This window comes from Streptomyces sp. NPDC028711, assembly GCF_055565415.1.
Genome location: NZ_JBVHUJ010000001.1, coordinates 966,751 through 986,079, shown reverse-complemented (window position 1 = coordinate 986,079; position 19,329 = coordinate 966,751). Strand labels below are relative to the sequence as shown.

At 73.0% G+C, this 19,329-nt stretch carries 14 protein-coding genes; 2 read left to right on the top strand and 12 right to left on the bottom strand.

Features of this window, described 5'->3' with window-relative positions:
* Position 1: 1 nt before the first annotated feature.
* The 11 genes from ACZ4VK_RS04360 to ACZ4VK_RS04310 form a co-directional block, all read right to left on the bottom strand.
* The gene (locus ACZ4VK_RS04360) at positions 2-2,593 is read right to left on the bottom strand and encodes a serine/threonine-protein kinase (protein WP_468348273.1); all 2,592 of its coding nucleotides are present in this window, start codon (positions 2,591-2,593) and stop codon (positions 2-4) included.
* A gap of 59 nt (positions 2,594-2,652) precedes the next feature.
* Positions 2,653-3,930, bottom strand: a complete 1,278-nt coding sequence (locus ACZ4VK_RS04355) for a hypothetical protein (protein WP_468348271.1) — start codon at positions 3,928-3,930, stop codon at positions 2,653-2,655.
* A gap of 46 nt (positions 3,931-3,976) precedes the next feature.
* Positions 3,977-5,014: a glutamate ABC transporter substrate-binding protein gene (locus tag ACZ4VK_RS04350; protein ID WP_468348269.1), complete on the bottom strand. Its 1,038-nt coding sequence runs from the start codon at positions 5,012-5,014 to the stop codon at positions 3,977-3,979.
* Positions 5,015-5,025: 11 nt separating this feature from the next.
* Positions 5,026-6,450 carry a hypothetical protein gene (locus ACZ4VK_RS04345; protein WP_468348267.1) on the bottom strand — a complete coding sequence of 475 codons (1,425 nt, stop codon included), beginning with the start codon at positions 6,448-6,450 and terminating at the stop codon, positions 5,026-5,028.
* A 306-nt stretch (positions 6,451-6,756) separates the two neighbouring features.
* Complete coding sequence (locus ACZ4VK_RS04340) at positions 6,757-7,731, bottom strand: N-acetylglucosamine kinase (protein ID WP_468348265.1); 975 nt, start codon at positions 7,729-7,731, stop codon at positions 6,757-6,759.
* Positions 7,722-8,987 (bottom strand): 6-phospho-beta-glucosidase, encoded by a 1,266-nt coding sequence (locus tag ACZ4VK_RS04335; RefSeq protein WP_468348263.1) that lies wholly within the window; start codon positions 8,985-8,987, stop codon positions 7,722-7,724. Before ACZ4VK_RS04335 ends, ACZ4VK_RS04340 begins: the two co-directional genes overlap by 10 nt.
* 7 nt (positions 8,988-8,994) lie before the next feature.
* On the bottom strand, positions 8,995-9,882 hold the full coding sequence (locus tag ACZ4VK_RS04330; RefSeq protein WP_468348261.1) for a carbohydrate ABC transporter permease: 888 nt from the start codon (positions 9,880-9,882) through the stop codon (positions 8,995-8,997).
* A gap of 3 nt (positions 9,883-9,885) precedes the next feature.
* Positions 9,886-10,767 carry a carbohydrate ABC transporter permease gene (locus ACZ4VK_RS04325; RefSeq protein WP_468348852.1) on the bottom strand — a complete coding sequence of 294 codons (882 nt, stop codon included), beginning with the start codon at positions 10,765-10,767 and terminating at the stop codon, positions 9,886-9,888.
* Positions 10,768-10,900: 133 nt separating this feature from the next.
* On the bottom strand, positions 10,901-12,238 hold the full coding sequence (locus ACZ4VK_RS04320) for an ABC transporter substrate-binding protein (RefSeq protein ID WP_468348259.1): 1,338 nt from the start codon (positions 12,236-12,238) through the stop codon (positions 10,901-10,903).
* Between the two features lie 46 nt (positions 12,239-12,284).
* Complete coding sequence (locus ACZ4VK_RS04315) at positions 12,285-13,499, bottom strand: ROK family transcriptional regulator (RefSeq protein WP_468348257.1); 1,215 nt, start codon at positions 13,497-13,499, stop codon at positions 12,285-12,287.
* A 219-nt stretch (positions 13,500-13,718) separates the two neighbouring features.
* Complete coding sequence (locus ACZ4VK_RS04310; protein ID WP_468348255.1) at positions 13,719-14,813, bottom strand: mechanosensitive ion channel family protein; 1,095 nt, start codon at positions 14,811-14,813, stop codon at positions 13,719-13,721.
* A 222-nt stretch (positions 14,814-15,035) separates the two neighbouring features.
* Here ACZ4VK_RS04310 and ACZ4VK_RS04305 point away from each other — a divergent pair, with 222 nt between their 5' ends.
* Positions 15,036-15,599, top strand: a complete 564-nt coding sequence (locus tag ACZ4VK_RS04305) for an HNH endonuclease (protein ID WP_468348253.1) — start codon at positions 15,036-15,038, stop codon at positions 15,597-15,599.
* Positions 15,600-15,686: 87 nt separating this feature from the next.
* Here the strand turns inward: ACZ4VK_RS04305 and ACZ4VK_RS04300 are convergent, their stop codons facing one another.
* Complete coding sequence (locus tag ACZ4VK_RS04300; protein ID WP_468348251.1) at positions 15,687-18,890, bottom strand: beta-N-acetylglucosaminidase domain-containing protein; 3,204 nt, start codon at positions 18,888-18,890, stop codon at positions 15,687-15,689.
* Between the two features lie 238 nt (positions 18,891-19,128).
* On the opposite strand from ACZ4VK_RS04300, the gene ACZ4VK_RS04295 reads away from it, so the two are divergent.
* A complete protein-coding gene (locus tag ACZ4VK_RS04295; RefSeq protein WP_468348249.1) occupies positions 19,129-19,329 on the top strand; it encodes a hypothetical protein in 201 nt (66 codons plus the stop codon).

The following is a 19,329-nucleotide window of genomic DNA, read 5'->3' as shown; positions in this document are numbered from 1 at the left end:
CTCACACCCACGTCCGGGGGCGGAAGCGGTTGGCCCGCTCCACCAGTTCGATCCTCTCCTCGCCGCGCTGGGCGAGCCGGGCCAGCACCCGGTACGAGCGCTCCAGGCCGAAGCGCAGTCCGCGCTCGTCCAGTTCACTCCCGAGCAGCAGCGCGCCGCCGCCCGGTTCCGCACCGGGACTTCCGGAGAGTACCCAGTCCAGGGCCGCTCCGAGGACCTCCGTCGACAACTGCTCCCGGCGCACCGCGTCTAGACCGAAGCCCTGGAGCGCGGAGACCTGCGCCGCGGCCGCCGTCAGATCGGCGCCCAGCGGGTCCCGCGCGGGCCGCCGCCGCAGCCGCGCCCGCACGGCCGCCACCCGGGCCGCCGTGTAGTGGATCGACGCCTCCGGTACGGACTCCAGGGCCTGGACGGCTCCCGTACGGTCACCTGCCGCGAGCCGCACCCGGGCGAGTCCGAAGGCCGCGCTGACGAAGCCGGGGTCGGTGGCCCACACCAGCCGGTAGTACTCGGCGGCGTTGTCCAGCTGGCCGAGCACCTCGGCGCAGATCCCGAGGGCCAGCTTCGGCGCCGGTTCCCCGGGGAAGGCGTCGTAGACCGCGTCGAAGGCGAGCGCCGCGTGCTCGTGGTCCCCGGTGACCAGGGAGGTGACGCCCCGGTACCAGACGACCCGCCAGTCGTCCGGGTCCCGCTCCTCGATCCCGGCGAGGGTCCGTACGGCGGCGGGCAGGTCGCCCAGCTGCAGCTGGGCCCGCAGGGTGCGCAGCCACAGCTCGGCGGAGGGCGTGGGCGCGGCCTGGAGCGCGCCGAGCAGCTCGCCGGGAGCGGCGGCGGCCAGGCCGGCGAGGAAGCCGGCGTTGGGGTCGCCCGGGTCGACGCGCGGCACGGGCAGCGCGAGCGCGGTGGCGGGCGTGTCGAGCGGAGCGAGCGACCCACCGAGCAGCCCCGGCGCGACGGAGGGCACGGCACCGGGAGCCGGCCTGGGGGAGGGCACGCCCCCGGAAGCCGACCCAGGGGAGGGCACGCCACCGGAAGCCGCCCCGGCGGACGGCACGGCACCCGAAGCCCCGGCGGCGCCTCCCGGCAGCGTCCGCCGCTTGCGGGCCCCGCGGCCCCCGCGCGCCCCGAGCAGTGACACGTCCTCCGCCAGTTCGGCGAAGAGCGCGGTGTCCGTGACGCGGACCTCCGTGCCGAACAGCGTCGAGAGCGCCGGGCGCGGCCGCCCCGACTGGAGCGCGACCACCTCCCGCAGCACACCCGTCAGCTGCTCCGCCATCTCCTGCGCGGAGGCGAACCGGCGCGCCGGGTCGGGGTCGGTGGCCCGGACCAGGAACCGGTAGAACGACTCGTAGGTCCGGAACACCGCGATGTTGTCCGGTTCGGGCAGCGAGTCCACGAAGACGTTCGTGTAGCCCTGGAAGTCGAAGGTCATCACGGCGAGCGTGCGCGCCACCGTGTACAGGTCGCTCGCCACCGAGGGGCCGACCTCGCCCACCTCGGGCGCCTGGTAGCCGACCGTGCCGTAGATCGCGGACTCGTCGTCGTCCATCCGCCGGACCGCGCCCATGTCGATCAGCTTCAGCTGGTCCTCGGACTGGATGGCGTTGTCGACCTTGAAGTCGCAGTACAGCAGGTTCCGGCTGTGCAGGTGCCCGAGCGCCTCCAGCGCCTCGATCCCGTACGCGCAGGCCTGTTCGACCCGCAGCGGGTCGCGCCGGCCGTCGGGGGTGCGCCGGTCGTTGGCGATCTCCTTGAGCGACTTGCCGCCGACGTACTCCATGACGATGTAGCCGTCCATGGAGCCCGTGCGCTGGTCGAGGTGCTCGACGAAGTTGTAGATGCGGACGATGTTGGAGTGCTCGATCTCGGCGAGGAAGCGGCGCTCGGAGATCGCGGCGGCCATGGCGTCCTGGTCGCCGGTGTCGAGGAGGCCCTTGAGGACGACCCACCGGTCGGAGACGGCCCGGTCGACGGCGAGGTAGATCCAGCCGAGGCCGCCGTGCGCGAGACAGCCCGCGACCTCGTACTGACCGTGGACGATGTCGCCGCCGCGCAGCTTCGGCACGAAGGAGTACGGATGCCCGCACTTGGTGCAGAAGCCCTCCGTACGGCCCGGCCGGTCACCCCGCGAACGCCCCACCGGCGCCGCGCAGTCGGAGCGGGAGCAGAATCGCTTCCGCTCGGGGACCTCGGGGTTCTCCATCACCGCGCCCCGAGGGTCCGGACGCGGCACCTCCGGGATCGACACCAGACCCGCGCCAAGCCGGTTCCTCGCGGACTGACCGGTCGAGGTGCCCGAGCTGCGCACCGACACCGAGCGGGACGTGGAGGCCCCGGAGAGCGAGCGCGAGAGCCGCCCGGAGACCGAACGGCGAGACGTGGACGAGCGGGAGGAGCGCGACGAGGCCCGTGAGGACGCCCGCGAACTGCTCCGCGCGGAGCCGGAGTCCGCCCCTCCGACACCCGCTCCGGAACCCGTACCGGTGCCCCGGCCGGGCACGGCCATCCCCGTCGGCGTCGAGCCGATCAGGCCGCCGGGGGCCACCACCGGGGCGAGCCCGCAGGTGTCGCAGTACAGCTCACCGCCTCCCATGTCCTCGTACGAACCCTCGCACGAAGGACGCTGACAGCTCCCCACGCCCGTCTCCCCGCTCACCACTCTCGTCCTTCCGCGTCTCTCGGGCCGGACAGTACGTCCGCCGCCGCCTGCTGGTAGCGCAGCACGGCCTGTTCCGCCACGCGCAGATCGCAGGGCGCGCTCCACAGCATCCTGCGGGCCGCGTCGTACCGCTCCACGAGCAGCGGATCCTCCGCCGCGCCGAGGCGCGCCACCTTCGCCTTGTACGCGTCGAGCCGGCCGCGCAGCTCCGCCCGGACCGCGAGCGGCGCCGTGACCGCCGTCAGCGACTCCCGTGCCCGCAGCAGTTCGTCCTCGGCCTCCCGCTCCAGGGACTCCAGGAGCGGGGAGAGCCGGTGCCACCGGGCGTGCCTGCGGTATTCGGCGGCGGCGGCGAGCCGCTCCTGGAGCGCGGTCGGCGGCCCGCTGACGGCCGGCACCTCGGAGGCGGCGATCTTCGCGAGGACCTCGCCGCGCGCGGCCCGTGCCTCGGCGAGCGTACGGTCCGCCCGCGAGAGCACGTCCCGCAGCCTGAGGAGCCGCTCCTCGGAGTCCTGCCGGACCGCGAGCACCGCCTCGATCTCCCGCCGGACGTCCTCGAGGGCCAAGGCGGCCCTGTCGTACCGCCCGGTGTCGGGACGGCCCCCGCCGGGCGCCGAACTGCCGACAGCGGGACGCCAGAACGCCAGCGGGTCCGTCACCACCTGGGAGCGCAGCAGGGTCAGCTCGGCGGTGATCGCCTCCAGCTCGTCCCCTGCCGGGTGCTCTCCCGGACGTACGCCGACGGAGTGGGCGAGCGAGCGCGTACGGCGCAGTTCGGCGGCGAGCAGGTCTATCCGGGCGGGCAGCGCCGACCAGACGGCGTCGGCGGTGACCACCACGTCGAGCGAGGACGCGTACAGCTCGTTCATCCGCCGGACCAGGCCCTCCAGGGTGAACCGCTCGGAGAGCAGCCCCTGTTCGCCCGCCCCGCCCGCGACGTGCACGCTCTCGCCGCGCAGCCGGTCGGTCAGCTCCACGAGCTCCTCACGGCCGGGCCAGCGGCGCCGGGCGCGCAGCTCGCGGGCTTCCCGCAGGGCGCCGGTGTACACGTCGAAGCAGGTCCAGAGCAGGGTGATGGTCCGCTCGGTCGCCGCCCAGCGGTCCCGGGTCGTGCCGGTCAGCTCGGCCCCTTCGAGCAGTCTGCGGCCCGCGTGGTCCTGGAGCGCGAGGAGCGAGTCCTCGATCGCCTTGTGCTCGGCGCCGAGCCGTCCCAGCGCACGGTCCACCTCGTCCCGGTCCATCACCGGCCCAGGGGGTCCCGTGACGCCCATCGGTCACCTCTTCCTCTCCGCGTACAGGGCTGTCGTTCGGGCGGGGCTACTTGTACAGGGGAGCGGGCGGGCCGGGTATGCCGGGCAGGTCCTTCTCCAGCCAGTCCTTGTACGCCTGCTGCCAGGGGCCCTGCCGGTAGTTCACCAGGACGTGGTTGACCCGGCGGATCAGGTCGTCGTTGCCGAGTTTGGCGGCCACGCCGTAGAACTCCGTGGTGAACGGCCGGCCCTTCAGCTCGACCGCCGGGTCCTGGGCGGCCTGGCCGGCCGCGAGGGCGTTGTCGGTGACGACGGCGTCGACCTCGCCCAGCTGGAGCCGCGCCAGACAGTCCAGCTGGTTGGGCACGGTCAGCAGGTCCTCGTCGTCCTTGGTGCCGTCGCCCTCGTCCTTGAAGATCGCGCCGAAGGAGTTCTCCTCCAGGGCCTCGTAGGCCGTGGAGCCCTCGGCGGTGCAGATCCGCTTGCCGCGCAGCGAGGAGTCGTAGCCGGTGATGTCCTCGGCGCGCTTGGGCGCGAGGACCTGCTGCCCGGCCTGGAAGTAGGCGGTGGAGAAGGCGACCTGCTGGATCCGCTTGCAGTTGATCGTCATCGTGCGCACGACGAGGTCGACCTTGCCGCTGTCGAGGGCGGCGATCCGCTGGTTCGTCGGGATCGCCCGGAAGATGACCGCGTTCTCGTCGCCCAGGACGTCCCGGGCGATGGCGCGGGCCAGATCGATGTCGAAGCCCTCCAGGGTGCCCTTCTCCGGGTTCCGGTAGCCCCAGCGGTAGCTGGACTGGTCGACGCCGACGACGAGCTTCCCGCGGTCCTTGATGGCCTGGATCGACGGACCGTCCGCCGGCGAGGGCCGCAGGGACGCCTCCGGGTTCTCGCAGGTGTCGGCGGTGACCTGGACCGCGGTGCCCACGCCCGCCGCGGACGCGGCCGTGCCGGGTACGGCCGCCGCGTCCCCGCCGTGGTGGGCCAGCGGAAGCAGGGTGAGCGAGGCGGTGAGCCCGCAGGCCACGGCCATGGCGGCGACCCCGCCCCAGCCCCGGAAGCGCTGCGCCGTCCGCCGCACCAGCGGGTACGTGCCGTTCGGCATCCCGCCCCCTCTCACCGGTACTCCGACAGTCTGCGGTTGATGCCGAGCACGGCGCCCGCCGCGCCGAGGATCCCGAGGGCGGCGGCGCCGAGGGGCAGCGCCGTCAGCGCGTCCCTGGCGTTCCCGGCGGCGAGGGTGAACTCGTCCTGCTCGTGGTCGAGGGCCTCGTCCAGGGCCGCGTCGACCTGGTCGAAGGACTGGCCGGTCGTCTCCCTGGGGCCGACGATCCGGCCGAGGGCGCCGTCGAAGTCTCCGGCCTCGTCCTTCGCGCGGGCGTCCTTGTGGCGCTTCTGCCACTCGCCGGTGCGGGAGACGGCCTCGTCGACAGGGGTGCGACCCTTGTCGTCGTCGGCCCGCTCGCGCGCCGTGGCGAGCGCCGCCGTCAGGGCGTCCATGCTCGCCGTGTACTCGGCCTCGTACTTGTCGTTCTTGCCGTCCTCGGTGAGGACGGCGCCCCGGGCGACCAGGGTCAGGTTCTCGTTGGCGCGGGCCGTGAGCGAGCTGATCCGGGCCGTGTTGAGCACCTGGAGGGACTCCTGCCCGTGCTTCCGCGCGCTGTCGAGCCCGCCGCGCGCGATCGTGTGCGCGGCGAGGAGCCACAGCACGACGGTCACCGTGGCGGCGGTGGCGGCGAGCAGCCCGTGGTTGAAGACCCGGTTCGTCCTGGCGTAGTTGCGGCGCTGGGCCCAGACGAGGACGGCGAGGGTGAGCAGGCCGAGGCCGAGGGAGAGGAACGGCCAGGAGCGGGCCGACTCGTCGTCCTCCTGGAGCCGTACGGTCTCCGCCGCGTACAGCCGCTCGGCGGCGGGCAGCAGCGTGCTGGTCATCTGCTGGTTGGCGTACCGCAGATAGGCGCCGCCCAGCGGAAGGCCCTGCCGGTTGGCGGCCCGCGCCCGCTCGATCAGGCCCGTGTAGCGGGGGAGCTGCTGGTTGAGGGTGGCGATCTCACGGGCCGACTCGCTGGAACCGCCGGTGCTCGCGGCGGCCTTGACGAGGAGCCGGGCCGCGGTCGCGATGTCCCGGTCGTACCGCGCGCGTGAATCCGCCGGCTCCAGGGTGCCCGCGAGGAAGCCGCTGGCGGCCGTGGTGTCGGCGTCGGCGAGGGAGCGGTAGATCGCGGCGGCGTCGGCGGACAGCGGCTGGCTGCGGCTGACGACGTCGTCGGCGGCGGTGGCCCGGTCGTCGACCTGGAGGGCGGTGACGGCGCCGAACGCGACGACGAGCAGCGCGAGGACGGCCCCGAGGATCTGGAGCCGTCCCGGCTCCGTCGTCGTGGCGACCCGCAGCCGCTCCCGGCCCACGGCCAGGGCACCGCGTCCCGCGGGCGGGGCGCCGGGCGCGGGCGACGGCTGCGCGGGCACGCCGGCCGGGCGTGCGGGCGCGGGCGCCGTGCCCCGCGCCGCCGAGGCGGCGGACGCGTTCGGCGGGTGTGTCACTTGACCTCCCCCTCGGTCGCTGACGTCGGCCCGTCCGGCCGGTGCTCCGGTGGTCACCGGTCCGGTGGACGACCACCCGGCCAGCAGTATGGCCGCAGGGGGCCGTCCGCACACCGGTATTGACTCGATCTTGTTCTTATCGTGCCGTATGCCTCCGGCACATCCGCGAGCGAACCCCCTCACTGTGAATACGTCGCGGGGCGGAGATCGGTTCCGCGAGGGGCATCGCTCGAACAGGTGAACATGGCCGTGGGGCGTCCCTCCGAAGAGAGGAGACGCCCCACGACCCGCCCGTCCAGAATCTGTTCAGGCCCCGTAGTGCTCCCGCAGCCTGGCCGCCGCCTCCGGCCCCGCCGCCACCTCGTCCAGGGCGAGCAGCCCCGCCCCGAGCACCGGCGGCGCCGTCACGAAGCCGACGACGGCCTTCGGCGCCCGCTCGGCGAGGAGTTCACGGATCCGCTCCTCCAACTGCGGGTGCCGCGCCGCGAGCACGCTGCCGCCCAGCATCACCGGAGCCTCCTCGTCGAGCAGACCGAGCCGCCCGAGAGCCACCGCGGCCAGCGCGACGACCTCCTCGGCGAGCCGGTGCACGAGCGACAGGGCGACCTGGTCACCCGCCGCGCTCACCCGGAACAGCACCGGCGTCAGCTCGTGCCGCCGCTCGAAGGGCAGCAGACCCAGGTGCAGCGCCTCGATCAGCGCGTACATCGTCTCCAGACCGAAGTGCTCCGGCAGCGCCCGCGCGAGCTCCGTCGGCTCGCCGCGCCCGTCCTCGGCGCGCGCCGCGAACCAGAGCGCCTCCTCGGCCATACCGCTGCCGCCGCCCCAGTCCCCGGAGATCTTCCCGATCGCCGGGAAGCGCGCGGTCCGTCCGTCCGGGGTCATCCCGACGCAGTTGATCCCCGCCCCGCACACCACCGCCACACCGCGCGGCTCGTCGAGCCCGGCGCGCAGGATCGCGAAGGTGTCGTTGTGGACCCGTACCGACCCGCTCCAGCCCCTGCCGAGGAGTTCGGCCTGGAGCGCGGTCTCCTCGACGGGCAGGTCGGCGTTGGCGAGACAGGCCGAGACATGGGCGAACCCTGCCGGGACGCCCGCCTCCGCGCCCGCCCGGCCGACGATCTCCGCGAGCGCGTCGACCGCCGCCGTCACCCCCACCAGAGGAGGCTGGAACCCGCCGCCGCGGGCCGCGCCGAGGACGGTGCCGTCCGCGCCGAGGACCGCGACGTCGGTCTTGCTGTTGCCGGCGTCGATGGCGAGCACGGCTCCGGTCAGGCCCACGCGAGGTGCTCCCGGTTGTGCGCGATCAGCCGGTCGGTGAGCCCGTCGGCGTACGCGTACTGCCCCACCAGGGGGTGCGCGAGGAGCGCCTTGAACACCCGGTCGCGGCCACCGCGCAGTGCCGCTTCGAGGGCCAGGTCCTCGTAGGCCGTGACGTTCGCGATCAGACCGGCGTACAGCGGGTCCACCGGCGCGACCGGCAGCGGGGTGGCGCCGTGGGCACCGACCGCGGCCTGCGTCTCGATCACGGCGTCGTCCGGCAGGAACGGCAGCGTGCCGTTGTTGTACGTGTTCACCACCTGGTACGGCGAACCCCCGCCGCCGAGGAGGGAAGCCGCCAGGTCCACGGCCGCCTCCGAGTAGAAGGCGCCGCCGCGCTTGGCGAGCAGGGCCGGCTTCTCGTCGAGCGCCGGGTCCCCGTACATCTCCAGGAGCTCCTTCTCCATCGCGGCGACCTCGGCGGCCCGCGAGGGCTTCGTGCCGAGCTCCCGCACCACCTCGTCGTGCGCGTAGAAGTACCGCAGGTAGTACGAGGGGACGACGCCGAGCCGGTCCAGGACCGGGCGCGGCAGACGGAGGTCGTCGGCGACGGCGTCGCCGTGCTCGGCGAGCAGCCGGGGCAGCACGTTCTCGCCCTCGGGGCCCCCGATCCGTACGGCACGCTCCCAGGTCAGGTGGTTCAGCCCGACGTGGTCCAGGTGGACGTCGGACGGGGCCACGCCGAGGAGCCCGGCGAACTTCCGCTGGAAGCCGATGGCCACGTTGCACAGGCCGACGGCCTTGTGCCCGGCCTGGAGCAAGGCGCGCGTGACGATGCCCACGGGGTTGGTGAAGTCGATGATCCAGGCGTCGGGGTTGGTGCGCCGGACCCGCTCGGCGATGTCCAGGACGACCGGGACGGTGCGCAGCGCCTTGGCGAGACCGCCGGCGCCGGTGGTCTCCTGGCCGACGCAGCCGCACTCAAGCGGCCACGTCTCGTCCTGCTGCCGGGCGGCCTGTCCGCCGACCCGCAGCTGGAGCAGGACGGCGTCGGCGCCCTCGACCCCGGCGTCCAGGTCGGTGGTGGTGACGATCTTCCCCGGGTGGTCCTGCCGGGCGAAGATGCGCCGGGCGAGCCCGCCGACGAGTGCGAGCCGCTCGGCGGCCGGGTCGACGAGGACGAGTTCGGTGATGGGCAGGGTGTCGCGCAGGCGCGCGAATCCGTCGATCAGTTCGGGGGTGTAGGTGGAACCGCCCCCCACGACAGTGAGCTTCATGGTTGAGTCAGCCCTTCACTCCGGTCAGTGTGACTCCCTCGACGAACGCCTTCTGGGCGAAGAAGAAGACGAGGATCACAGGGGCCATGACCAGGACGGTCGCGGCCATGGTCAGATTCCAGTCGGTGTGGTGCGCGCCCTTGAAGGACTCCAGGCCGTAACTGAGCGTCCAGGCACCCGGGTTCTCCGAGGCGTAGATCTGCGGCCCGAAGTAGTCGTTCCAGCAGTAGAAGAACTGGAAGAGGGCCACGGCGGCGATGCCGGGCTTCGCCATCGGCAGGACGATCCGGATCAGGGTGCGGAACTCGCCGCAGCCGTCGATCCGCGCGGACTCGATGTACTCGTTCGGGATGGTCAGCAGGAACTGGCGCAGCAGGAAGATCGCGAAGGCGTCGCCGAAGGCCATCGGGATGATCAGCGGCCACAGCGTGCCGGAGAGATCCATCTGCTTCGCCCAGAACAGGTACATCGGGATGATGACGACCTGCGGCGGCAGCATCATCATCGAGATGACGAGCAGCAGCGAGAGGTGCCGGCCGCGGAAGCGGAACTTGGCGAGCGCGTACGCCACGGGGACCGAGGACACCACGACGAGTGCGGTGCCGACGCCCGCGTAGAGCAGCGAGTTCCGCCACCAGGTGAGGAAGCCCTCCGTCTCGAAGACCCGGACGTAGTTGTCCCAGTGCCAGGAGTTCGGGGTCAGGTCAGGGGTGAGCGCCTGCTGGTCGCTCATCAGGGAGGTGAGGAGGACGAAGACGAACGGCAGCACGAAGAAGAGGGCCGCGGCGATGCCGAGCGAGTGCACGGCGATCCAGTGAAGGAGCGCTTTGCGGCGGGCGGTCTTCTCGGCCGGGCTCGCCGTCGCGGGACGGTAGGGGAGGGGCGAGGTCGTCATGGTTCAGTCACCCGAGCCGATCAGGCCGCCGCGCCGGCGCATGAGGAGCGCGGTGAAGGCCATGGAGAAGGCGAAGAGCACCAGCGCCACCACACAGGCCGCGCCGTAGTTGAACTGGCTGAAGCCGAGGCTGTAGACGAGCTGCGGCAGGGTGAGCGTGGAGTCGTCCGGGTAGCCGGGGACGAAGACCTCGCCGGAGCCGCCCATCTTCCCCGAGGCGACCTTCGCGGCCACGATCGGCTGCGTGTAGTACTGCATCGCGCCGATGATCCCGGTGACGACCGCGAAGAGCACGATCGGCGAGATGTTCGGCAGGGTCACGTAGCGGAACCGCTGCCACGCGGACGCGCCGTCCAGTTCGGCGGCCTCGTACTGCTCCTTCGGTACGTCGAGGAGCGCGGCCATGAAGATGACCATGAGGTCGCCGACGCCCCACACGGCGAGGACGGTGAGGGCCGGCTTGGCCCAGTCCGCGTCGTTGAACCAGGAGGGGGCGGGTATGCCGACCGCCTCCAGGAGCGAGTTGACGGGTCCGGTGCCGGGGTTGAGGAGGAAGACGAAGGCGAGCGTGGCGGCCACCGGTGGCGCCAGGTACGGCAGGTAGAAGAGGGTGCGGAAGACTCCCGTACCCGTCTTGATCCTGGTGATGAGCATGCCGATGCCGAGGCCGAAGACCACCCGGCAGCTGACCATCACGACACAGAGCCAGAGGGTGTTCTGCAGGGCGGGCCAGAACTGGGGGAACTCGCCGAAGACGTACGACCAGTTGTCCGTGCCCCGCCAGGTCGGCGGGTTGAGGCCGTCGTACCGCATGAACGAGAAGTACAGGGTGGAGATCAGCGGATAGGCGAAGAAGACGCCGAAGCCGATCAGCCAGGGCGACATGAACGCCAGGGTGCGGAGCGCGTCGCGGCGGCGCTTCGACCGCAGCGTGTTCCGTCCCCCGGCGGAGGGGGCGGCCGGGGCGGCCGCCTCCTTCGCGGGCAGGGTGTCCGTGCTCATGGATGGGTTCCGGTCGTCACTTCGCCGCGGCGATGTCGCGGTCGATCTGGGCCGCGGTCTCCGCGAGGCCCTTCTTCAGGTCGGCGACCTCGCCCTTCTCGTACTTCTGGGCGAACTTCTGGAGGCTGTCCTGGTAGGCGGAGCCGTTGACCGCGCCGTCCGAGGTCGTGGAGGCGGGGTGCCGGGCGATGTCGAGGAAGACCTTGAAACGCTCGTCGAACTTCAGGTTCGGCGACTTCAGCGCCTCCAGGGTGGAGGGGACGTTGCCGATGTCGTTGGCGAAGCCCACCACGGCGTCGGTGTCCGTGGTCATGTACTTGACCAGCTCCCAGGCCGCGTTCTGCTTCTTGCTCTGCGGCGCGATGCCCATGATCGTGCCGGAGAGGTAGCCCTTGCCGTACTCGGCGACCTCGTCGTCGGCGACGGGCATCGGCGCGACGCCGACCTCGAAGTCCACCTTGGCGGCCTTGACGAAGTTCAGCCGCCACTCGCCGTCCAGCTGCATGGCGACCTGGCCGGTGTGGAAGGGGTGCTTGGCGCCCCACTCGTCACCGAAGGTGGTGCGGTACTTGTCGAGCTTCTTGAAGCCGCCCAGGGCGTCCACCAGGGACTTCTGGTACGTCATCATCTCGGCGAACGCCGGGTCCTTGGCGATGTTCGACTTGCCGCTCTCGTCGAAGTACCTGTGGTCCCACTGGGACATGTAGTGGGAGACGACGGTCTCGTAGCCGAGGTAGTTCGGCATGAAGCCGAGCTGCTCGTACGAGTCGCCCTTGGACTTCGTGAGCTTCTTGGCGACCTGGGTGAACTCGGACCAGGTCTTCGGGGCCTCCTTGATGCCGGCCTTCTCGAACGCGTCCTTGTTGTAGTAGAGCCCGTACGCGTCGGAGAGCAGCGGCAGCGTGCAGCGCCTGCCCTCGAACTGGGTGTACTCCTGGAGGACCTTCGGGAAGGTCTTGTCGAGGTCCAGCTTGTCCTTCTCGATGAAGGGCTTGAGGTCCGCGAGGGCGCCCGAGGCGCAGAACTTGCCGACGTTGGCCGTCGTGAAGGAGGAGACGACGTCCGGGCCGTTCGAGCCGCCCGCGCGCAGGGCCTGGCCCAGCTTGTCGTCGTTGATGTTGCCGACGACCTTCACCTTGATGTTCGGGTGGGCCTTCTCGAAGCGGGCGATGTTGTCCTCGATCGCCTTGACCTCGGCGGGCGCCACCCAGCCGTGCCAGAAGGTGATGGTCGTCTCGGCCTTGGGGTCGTCGGAGGCCGCGTTGTTCGCGGAGCCCGTGCAGGCGGAGGCGAAGAGGGCGATCGAGGCGGTGGCGGCGAGCGCGGCGGCTGCTCCGCGTGGGCGTACGGGCATGACGGTGTCTCCCTGTGGCGGGGGTGATGGGCGGGAATCGGTCAGGTCAGCGCGAGGTGTCGAAGACCTCGTCGCGCGTGGTGGCGAGGGCGCTTTCGAGGGCGCCGCGCAGGACGGGCCGCACGGGGACGGCGGCGAGGACGAGCCGGGGCCGGGAGGCGGCGAGGTCGGCGAGTTCGGACTGCACGCGGGCGCGCAGGGCTTCGCCGCCGGCGACGAGGACGTCACCGGACAGCACGATCAGTTCGGGGTCGAGGACCGCGACGATCGAGGCGAGGCCGGTGGCGACCCGCTCGGCGTACCGGTCGAGCAGCTCCGCGTACCGGGGGTCCTCGCCGTGCGCCTCGGCGGCGTGGGCGAGCAGCCGGGACGCGACCGGGACGTACGGCTGCTCGGGCGTCTCGATCCCGGCGGCGCGGGCGATCCGGGGGACGGCCTGGACGCCGGCGAGCTCCTGGTAGCCGCCGGAGTTGGCCTTGGCGACCTGCCGGACGAGCGGGGTGCCGGGGACGGGCAGGAAGCCGACCTCGCCGGCGCCGCCGGTGAAGCCGCGGTGCAGTCGCCCTCCGAGGACGAGGGCGGCGCCGAGGCCCTCCTCGTTCCAGAGGAGGGCGAAGTCCGTGTGGCCCCGGGCGGCGCCGACCCGCTGCTCGGCGACGGCGACCAGGTTGACGTCGTTCTCGTACTCGAACGGCATGGGCAGGGTGGCGGCCAGTTCCTCCAGGAGCGTGGGGGAGTGCCAGCCGGGCAGGTGGGAGGCGTACCGCAGGCGTCCGGTGGCCGGGTCGAAGGCGCCGGGGGTGCCGATGACGAGGCGCCGGACGTCCTCGCGGGTGAGGCCGGCCGCCTTCACGGCCCCGTCGAGGGCTTCGGTGACCTGGCGGACGACGCCGGAGGAGGCACGGCCCGGGGTGCGGAGCTCGTACTCGCCGACGATCTCGCCCGCGATGTCGGCGACGGCGGCGTGGATGCGGAACTGGTTGACGTCGAGTCCGGCGGCGTACGCGGCCCGCGCGTTGACCGCGTAGAGCTGGGCGTTGGGTCCCGGCCGGCCCGCGGTGGTGCCGGTGGCGACGACGAGCCCGGCGGCTTCGAGGCGGGCGAGGAGCTGGGAGGCGGTCGGCTTGGACAGGCCGGTGAGCTTGCCGATCCGGGTGCGGGAGAGCGGCCCGTGCTCCAGGAGCAGGTCCAGGGCGGCACGGTCGTTCATGGCGCGCAGCACGCGCGGTGTACCGGGGGTTCCCGGGGTCGTACCGGCCATGGGTCGCACCTGCCCTTCCGTTCCGCTCGGGCCATTCTGCTGCCTCGCGGCGGCCCGCTCTCCCACGGTGCTGTCGGAGAAGCACTGTTAGGAAAGTTTCCTATTCGATGGGAGGAAAATAAGGCGGCCGTCACGGAACCGTCAATACCCGGGAACGCAGGACGCCCCCGAAGGCAACCGAAGCGTTACCTGCGGGGGCGTCGGGCCCTGCGTTCCGCGCTACTTGGAGAGGTCGGACCTCGGCAGCGGGGTCGCCGCCGCCGACTGCGGCGAGGTCGCCGAGGCGAACGCCGAAGGGGCCGCCATGCCCGCCGTCGGATCGGCCGCCGACTCCTCGGCCTGCGCCGGGAGCCCGCCGACGATACGGATGCCCGCCGCGTCAAGACCCTGCTTGATGCGCCAGCGCAGCTCGCGCTCCACGCCCAGCGCCTTGCCCGGCATGGTCTTCGCCGAGACCCGGATCGTCATCGAGTCCAGGAGCACCTCGCTCAGACCGAGCACCTCCACCGGACCCCAGAGGCGCTCGTTCCACGGCTCCTCCTTCGCCATGGCCTCCGCCGCCCCGGTGATCACGGACCGCACCCGCTCCAGGTCCTCCGTCGGCCGGACCGTCACGTCGACGCCCGCCGTCGCCCAGCCCTGGCTGAGGTTCCCTATCCGCTTGATCTCGCCGTTCCGCACGTACCAGATCTCGCCGTCGACGCCGCGCAGCTTGGTCACCCGCAGACCCACCTCGACGACCTCGCCGGAGGCCACGCCCGCGTCGACCGAGTCACCGACGCCGTACTGGTCCTCCAGGATCATGAAGACACCCGAGAGGAAGTCCGTCACGAGGTTCCTGGCGCCGAAACCGATCGCCACACCGGCCACACCGGCCGAGGCGAGCAGCGGCGCGAGATCGATCTTGAACGCGCCCAGGACCATCAGTCCCGCCGTGCCCAGGATCAGGAACGACGCCACCGAACGCAGCACGGAGCCGATCGCCTCCGAGCGCTGCCTGCGCCGCTCGGTGTTGACGAGGAGACCGCCGAGAGCCGTCCCCTCCACCGCCTGCGCCGAACGGTTCATCCGCTCGATCAGCTTCGTCAGGGCACGGCGGACGGCCATCCGGAGCAGCAGCGCGACGACCAGGATCAGCAGGATGCGCAGGCCCGTGTTCAGCCAGGTGGACCAGTTCTCCTCCACCCAGCTCGCCGCGCTCGTCGCCTTCTGCGCCGCCTCGTCCAGGGTCGTCGGCAGGGGTTCGGGCTCGGTGGCAGCCGCCAGGGCGGACCAGGACACGGAAGACCTCCAGGCATCGTGTACGCAGGCCATCCACAGTAACGGGGCGGCGGGCATGGTCCCGTAGCCCTGTTCGAGGGAGAGACCGACCTCACCAGGGCAGAAAGAGAACAGACATGCCGATGTGGTCGAGAACACGCCGGGCCCGTCACCCCGATCCCCGAACGTGGTGGCGTTCCGACCAGGCATGAGGGGAAACTGAGAGCAGTTCGTCCCGGCGCGAGCCACGCGCCGCCGGCGTCATAGGAGGCATCCGTGCCGCATGTCCTGGTCCTCAACGCGTCGTACGAGCCGCTCGGCGTCGTACCGCTCCGCCGCGCACTCGTCCTCGTCCTGGAGAACAAGGCTCTCTGCCTCGAGGAATCCGGCGCCTTCCTGCACAGCGAGACCCAAGTCCTGCCCGCACCCAGCGTGGTGCGACTGAAACGCTTCGTGCGGGTCCCCTACCGGGGGCCCGTTCCCTTGACCCGCCGGGCCCTCTTCGCCCGCGACGGCGGGCGCTGCATGTACTGCGGGGCCGTCGCGACCAGCGTCGACCACGTCATCCCCCGCAGCCGCGGGGGCACGCACGCCTGGGAGAACGTGGTGGCGGCCTGTCGCCGCTGCAACCACGTCAAGGCCGACCGGCACCTGCGCGAGATCGGCTGGCGCCTGCGCCACCAACCGGCCCCGCCGACCGGCCTGGCCTGGCGGATCATCGGGACCGGACACCGGGACCCCCGCTGGCTGCCGTACCTCAAGCCGTACGGAGCCGAGGACGTGATGGCCCGGATCGACTCCGCCGCCGACGCCCCTGTGAGGGCGCTGACGACGGGTTGAGCCGGGCCTTCCGCGTACGCGGGGGGTCGCCGGACCGGGAGCCTCCTCGCGTACGCGAGGGGTGGCGGGACCGGGAGCGGCGCGCCGTCAGGGGGTGGGCTGCTCCTCCGGCGTGCCCTCGGGCGGTGTCCCCGGCCCCTGAGGCGTGTCCCCGGTCGGCGTCCCGGGCGTGTCCTCCGTAGGTGTCTCCGGCGTGTCGGGGGTGTCGGGCTTGTCGGCCGTGCCGGGTGTGTCGGGCGCGTCCCCGGCCGGCGCACCCGGCTTCTCCGGCGCGTCCTGCGGGGCCACCGCGTACGACTCCACCGACCAGAGCGAGTAGCCGTACGGAGTCGCCCGCTGCTCGCCCTGCACCCGCAGGAAGCGCGTGTCCGCCGCGTCCATCCGGACCGACTCCCGGCCGCCCTTCCCGTTCGCGACCGTCGCCGCCGTCCGCCAGACACGCCCGTCGGCCGACACCTGGACCCGGTAGCGGGAGGCGTACGCGTCCTGCCAGTGCAGCACCACCTGTCCTATCCGGGCCGGCTCGGACAGCTCCATCTGCCACCAGGCGCCGTCCTCGGCGGGGGACGACCAGCGGGTGGCCGGATCGCCGTCCACCGCCGAGGACGCGGGGAAGTCCGCCGTCTCGTCGCCCGAGGAGGAGGCCGTCGCCGTCCGCGCCAGGTCCGGGCCAGCCGTCCGCGGGAAGGCCCGCACCGTCAGGACCCGCTCCTCGCCCGCGAAGGACACCGGCACCCGGTACGCGCCCGCGGGGGCGTCCGCCGCCACCGACACCTCCAGGGGGACGGTCGTCCGCGCGCCTCGCTCCACCACCGCCTGCTCCGGCAGCCGGACCGTGATCCCCTTCGGGGCCTTCGCCGTCACCGGCCCGCGCACCTCGCCCGCGCGCCGGCCCGAGAGCTCCACGTCCACCCGCTGGGCCGGGCCGCCGATCTCCGCGTCCGTCTCCGTACGGGCCAGGTCGAGCCCCGCGCGCGGACCGTCCGCGAACCACGGCACCAGGGAGCGCACCTCGGGGGCCGGTCCCTCCTCGCTCCACACCACCCGCAGCGCCTCGGCCCGCAGCCCCTTGAGCGCGGCCTGCGTCCACCCGGACACCGACAGCGGGCCGAGCGGCCGCCAGCCCTCGCCCGGGACGTACGCCTCCACGCGCGCGTCGCCGCCTTCGCCGTTCCCCGGCTCCGCCATCACCGTCAGGGCCTCCACGGGCCGCGCCCGGTCGAGCCGCACGGTGTACGAGCCGGTGGCGCGGTCGGCGGGGGCAGCGGGAGGCCGGTCGGCGCCCGTCCAGGCCGCCGCCCGCTCCACCGCGCGCGTGAGGAACGGGTCGAGCACCCCCGCGCCGACCGTCACCGGGCTCGCCTTCAGCTCCTCGCGCAGCGCTTCGAGGCGCAGCTGCGCCTTCCACGCGGCCGCGCCGTCGCCGGCCGCCTGGGCGAGCAGCATGTCGACGGCCGTCTCGCCCGCCTCGCCGTACCGGGAGAGCTGGTCGAGCCAGGGGCCGGTCTCGTCGTCGAGGGTGCCGCCCGCGGTGCCCGCGAGCCGCGCGGGGGCCTCGCGCATCACGGTGAAAGCGGCCCGCAACTCGCGCGCCGCCTTCTCGCGGCCCGTGCCGCCGCCGCTCGTTCGGGAGGCCCAGAAGGCCGCGAGGAGCGGCTTCAGATAGGCCGACTCGCCCGCCGGGTCGAGGACCGAGGAGGCGCCGTTCCCGGCGAGCGCGCGGAGCGCCTCGCGGGCGGCGGGATCCGGTCCCGCCAGGTCGTCGACGGCCGCCCGCCAGGACTCCTGGGGCCGGTAGCCGCGCGGGTTCCAGGCGTAGTCGGCCGTGGTGAAGAGCGGGACGCGGGAGGCCGCGGGCTGCTCCATGGCGTGGGCGAGGAAAGCAGCGGAGCCGGCCGCCACGCCCGGCTCCCGGCCCGTGGCGGGGCCGAGGAACAGCCGGTCCTGCGCGTAGTCGTTGACCGGGTAGTTGTCCATGGTGACCAGCGGGTGGCGCAGGGCGCCGCGCGCCCCCGCGAGTTCGCCGCCGGTGATGGTGCGCGGCACGACGCCGACACCGGTCCACGCCACCCGTACGTCCGCGTCGAGCGCGTCGGCGAGCTTCGTGCGGTACGCGGTCGCGCCGTCCTGGTAGTACTCCGTCGGCATCACCGTCAGCGGCTCGGCGTCCGGGTGCCGTGCGGCGAGGTGACGGGCGACCGCGTTCGCCACGCGCGCGTGGGCGTCGGCCGCGGACTCGGGGCCGCGCCCGAAGGTGTCGGCGTCCCGGTCGCAGTGCCACTCGTCGTACGAGGCGTCCTGGAACTGGAGCTGGAAGGCGCGCACCCCCAGCGCCCACATCGCGTCGATCTTCCCGGTGAGCGCCGCCATGTCACCGGCCGATGACAGGCACATGGACTGGGCGGGCGCGACGGCCCAGCCGAGCGTCACATGGCGGGCGCGGGCCCGCTCGGCGAGCGCGCGGAACTCGGCCTGCTGCGCGGCCGGGTAGGGCTCGCGCCACTGCGCCCCGCGGTACGGGTCGTCGCCGGGCGCGTACAGATAGCGGTTCTGCTTGGTCCGGCCGAGGAAGTCGATCTGGGCGAGCCGCTGTTCGGCGGTCCAGGGGCGGCCGTAGAAGCCCTCGGTGATCCCGCGCTCGGCCGTACCGGGCCAGTCGCGCACGACGACCCCCGGGATCCGCCCGTCGCCACCGACGAGCTGACGCAGCGTCTGCACGGCGTGGAACAGGCCGTCCTCACCCACCCCGTCCAGGACGACCGTGTCCCGCCCCTGGAGGCGGCCCGTGGCGAGCCGGTAGCCGCCGCGCGGCAGATCGAGACGGTCGGGCACGCGCAGGGCGGTCAGCGCGTCTTCGGCGGCCTCGCCGGAGGGGCCCGAGGCGCGGAGGACGGGCCCGCGGCCCGGGAGGCCGGTGTGGACGCTCCGTACCCCGGTGGTCCGCAGCAGCTCACGGAGGGCGGCGAGGGCGTACGGGTCGGCGTCGTCGTCCGCGAGCAGCGTCACCTCGTCCCCGAGGCGTACGGCGGGCCCGGCGGCGGCCAGGGACTGCGGGCGGGGCCAGACGGCGGGGAGCGGGCTTCCCGGGGCGGCGGGAGCGGAGGGCGAGGTGGCCGGTGCGGTCGGTGAAGTGACCGGTGGGGCCGGTGCCGCCGGAGCGAGGGGCAGCGCCGGAAGGCGAGCCGCCGTCGGGGTCGCGAGCGCCGAGCCCGGCACCACGCCGCCGAGGAGGCCGCCGATGACGGCGGCGGCCACGGCCGTCGCGGTGCGCTTCCTGCGCCCGAGGTGCACGGGGTCTCCCTTCGGCAGGGCCGGCCGCTCCGCCGGGTTTGGTCACGAGTGGGTCACGAGCCCACCACCCGTCGCACTGAGGTGTCAATGCGCGTGGCCGATGTGTCGCCTTTGCCCGGCGAGCCGTCGGCGAGGTGACGTCACTCCGCCACTTTCCGCCGGTAAAACGTGGTGCGGTGGGTAGGGCTCAGTCGCTACCCCTGGTCCCACCAGTCGAGACGAAACCCGGGAGACCCCCGTGACCACGACCGCCCGCCACCTCGGACGGATACGCCTGCCGGAGCAGCCGGCTCCCGCAGGCGAACCGCTGACCAGCGAACCGCCGCTCCCCGACGCCGCTCCCCTCACCAGCGAACCGCCCCTGACCGAGGCGGCCCCCCTCACCAGCGAACCCACCGCCCCCGGCAGCGCGGGCGGCACGGAGTCCCCCGGAGTGTGA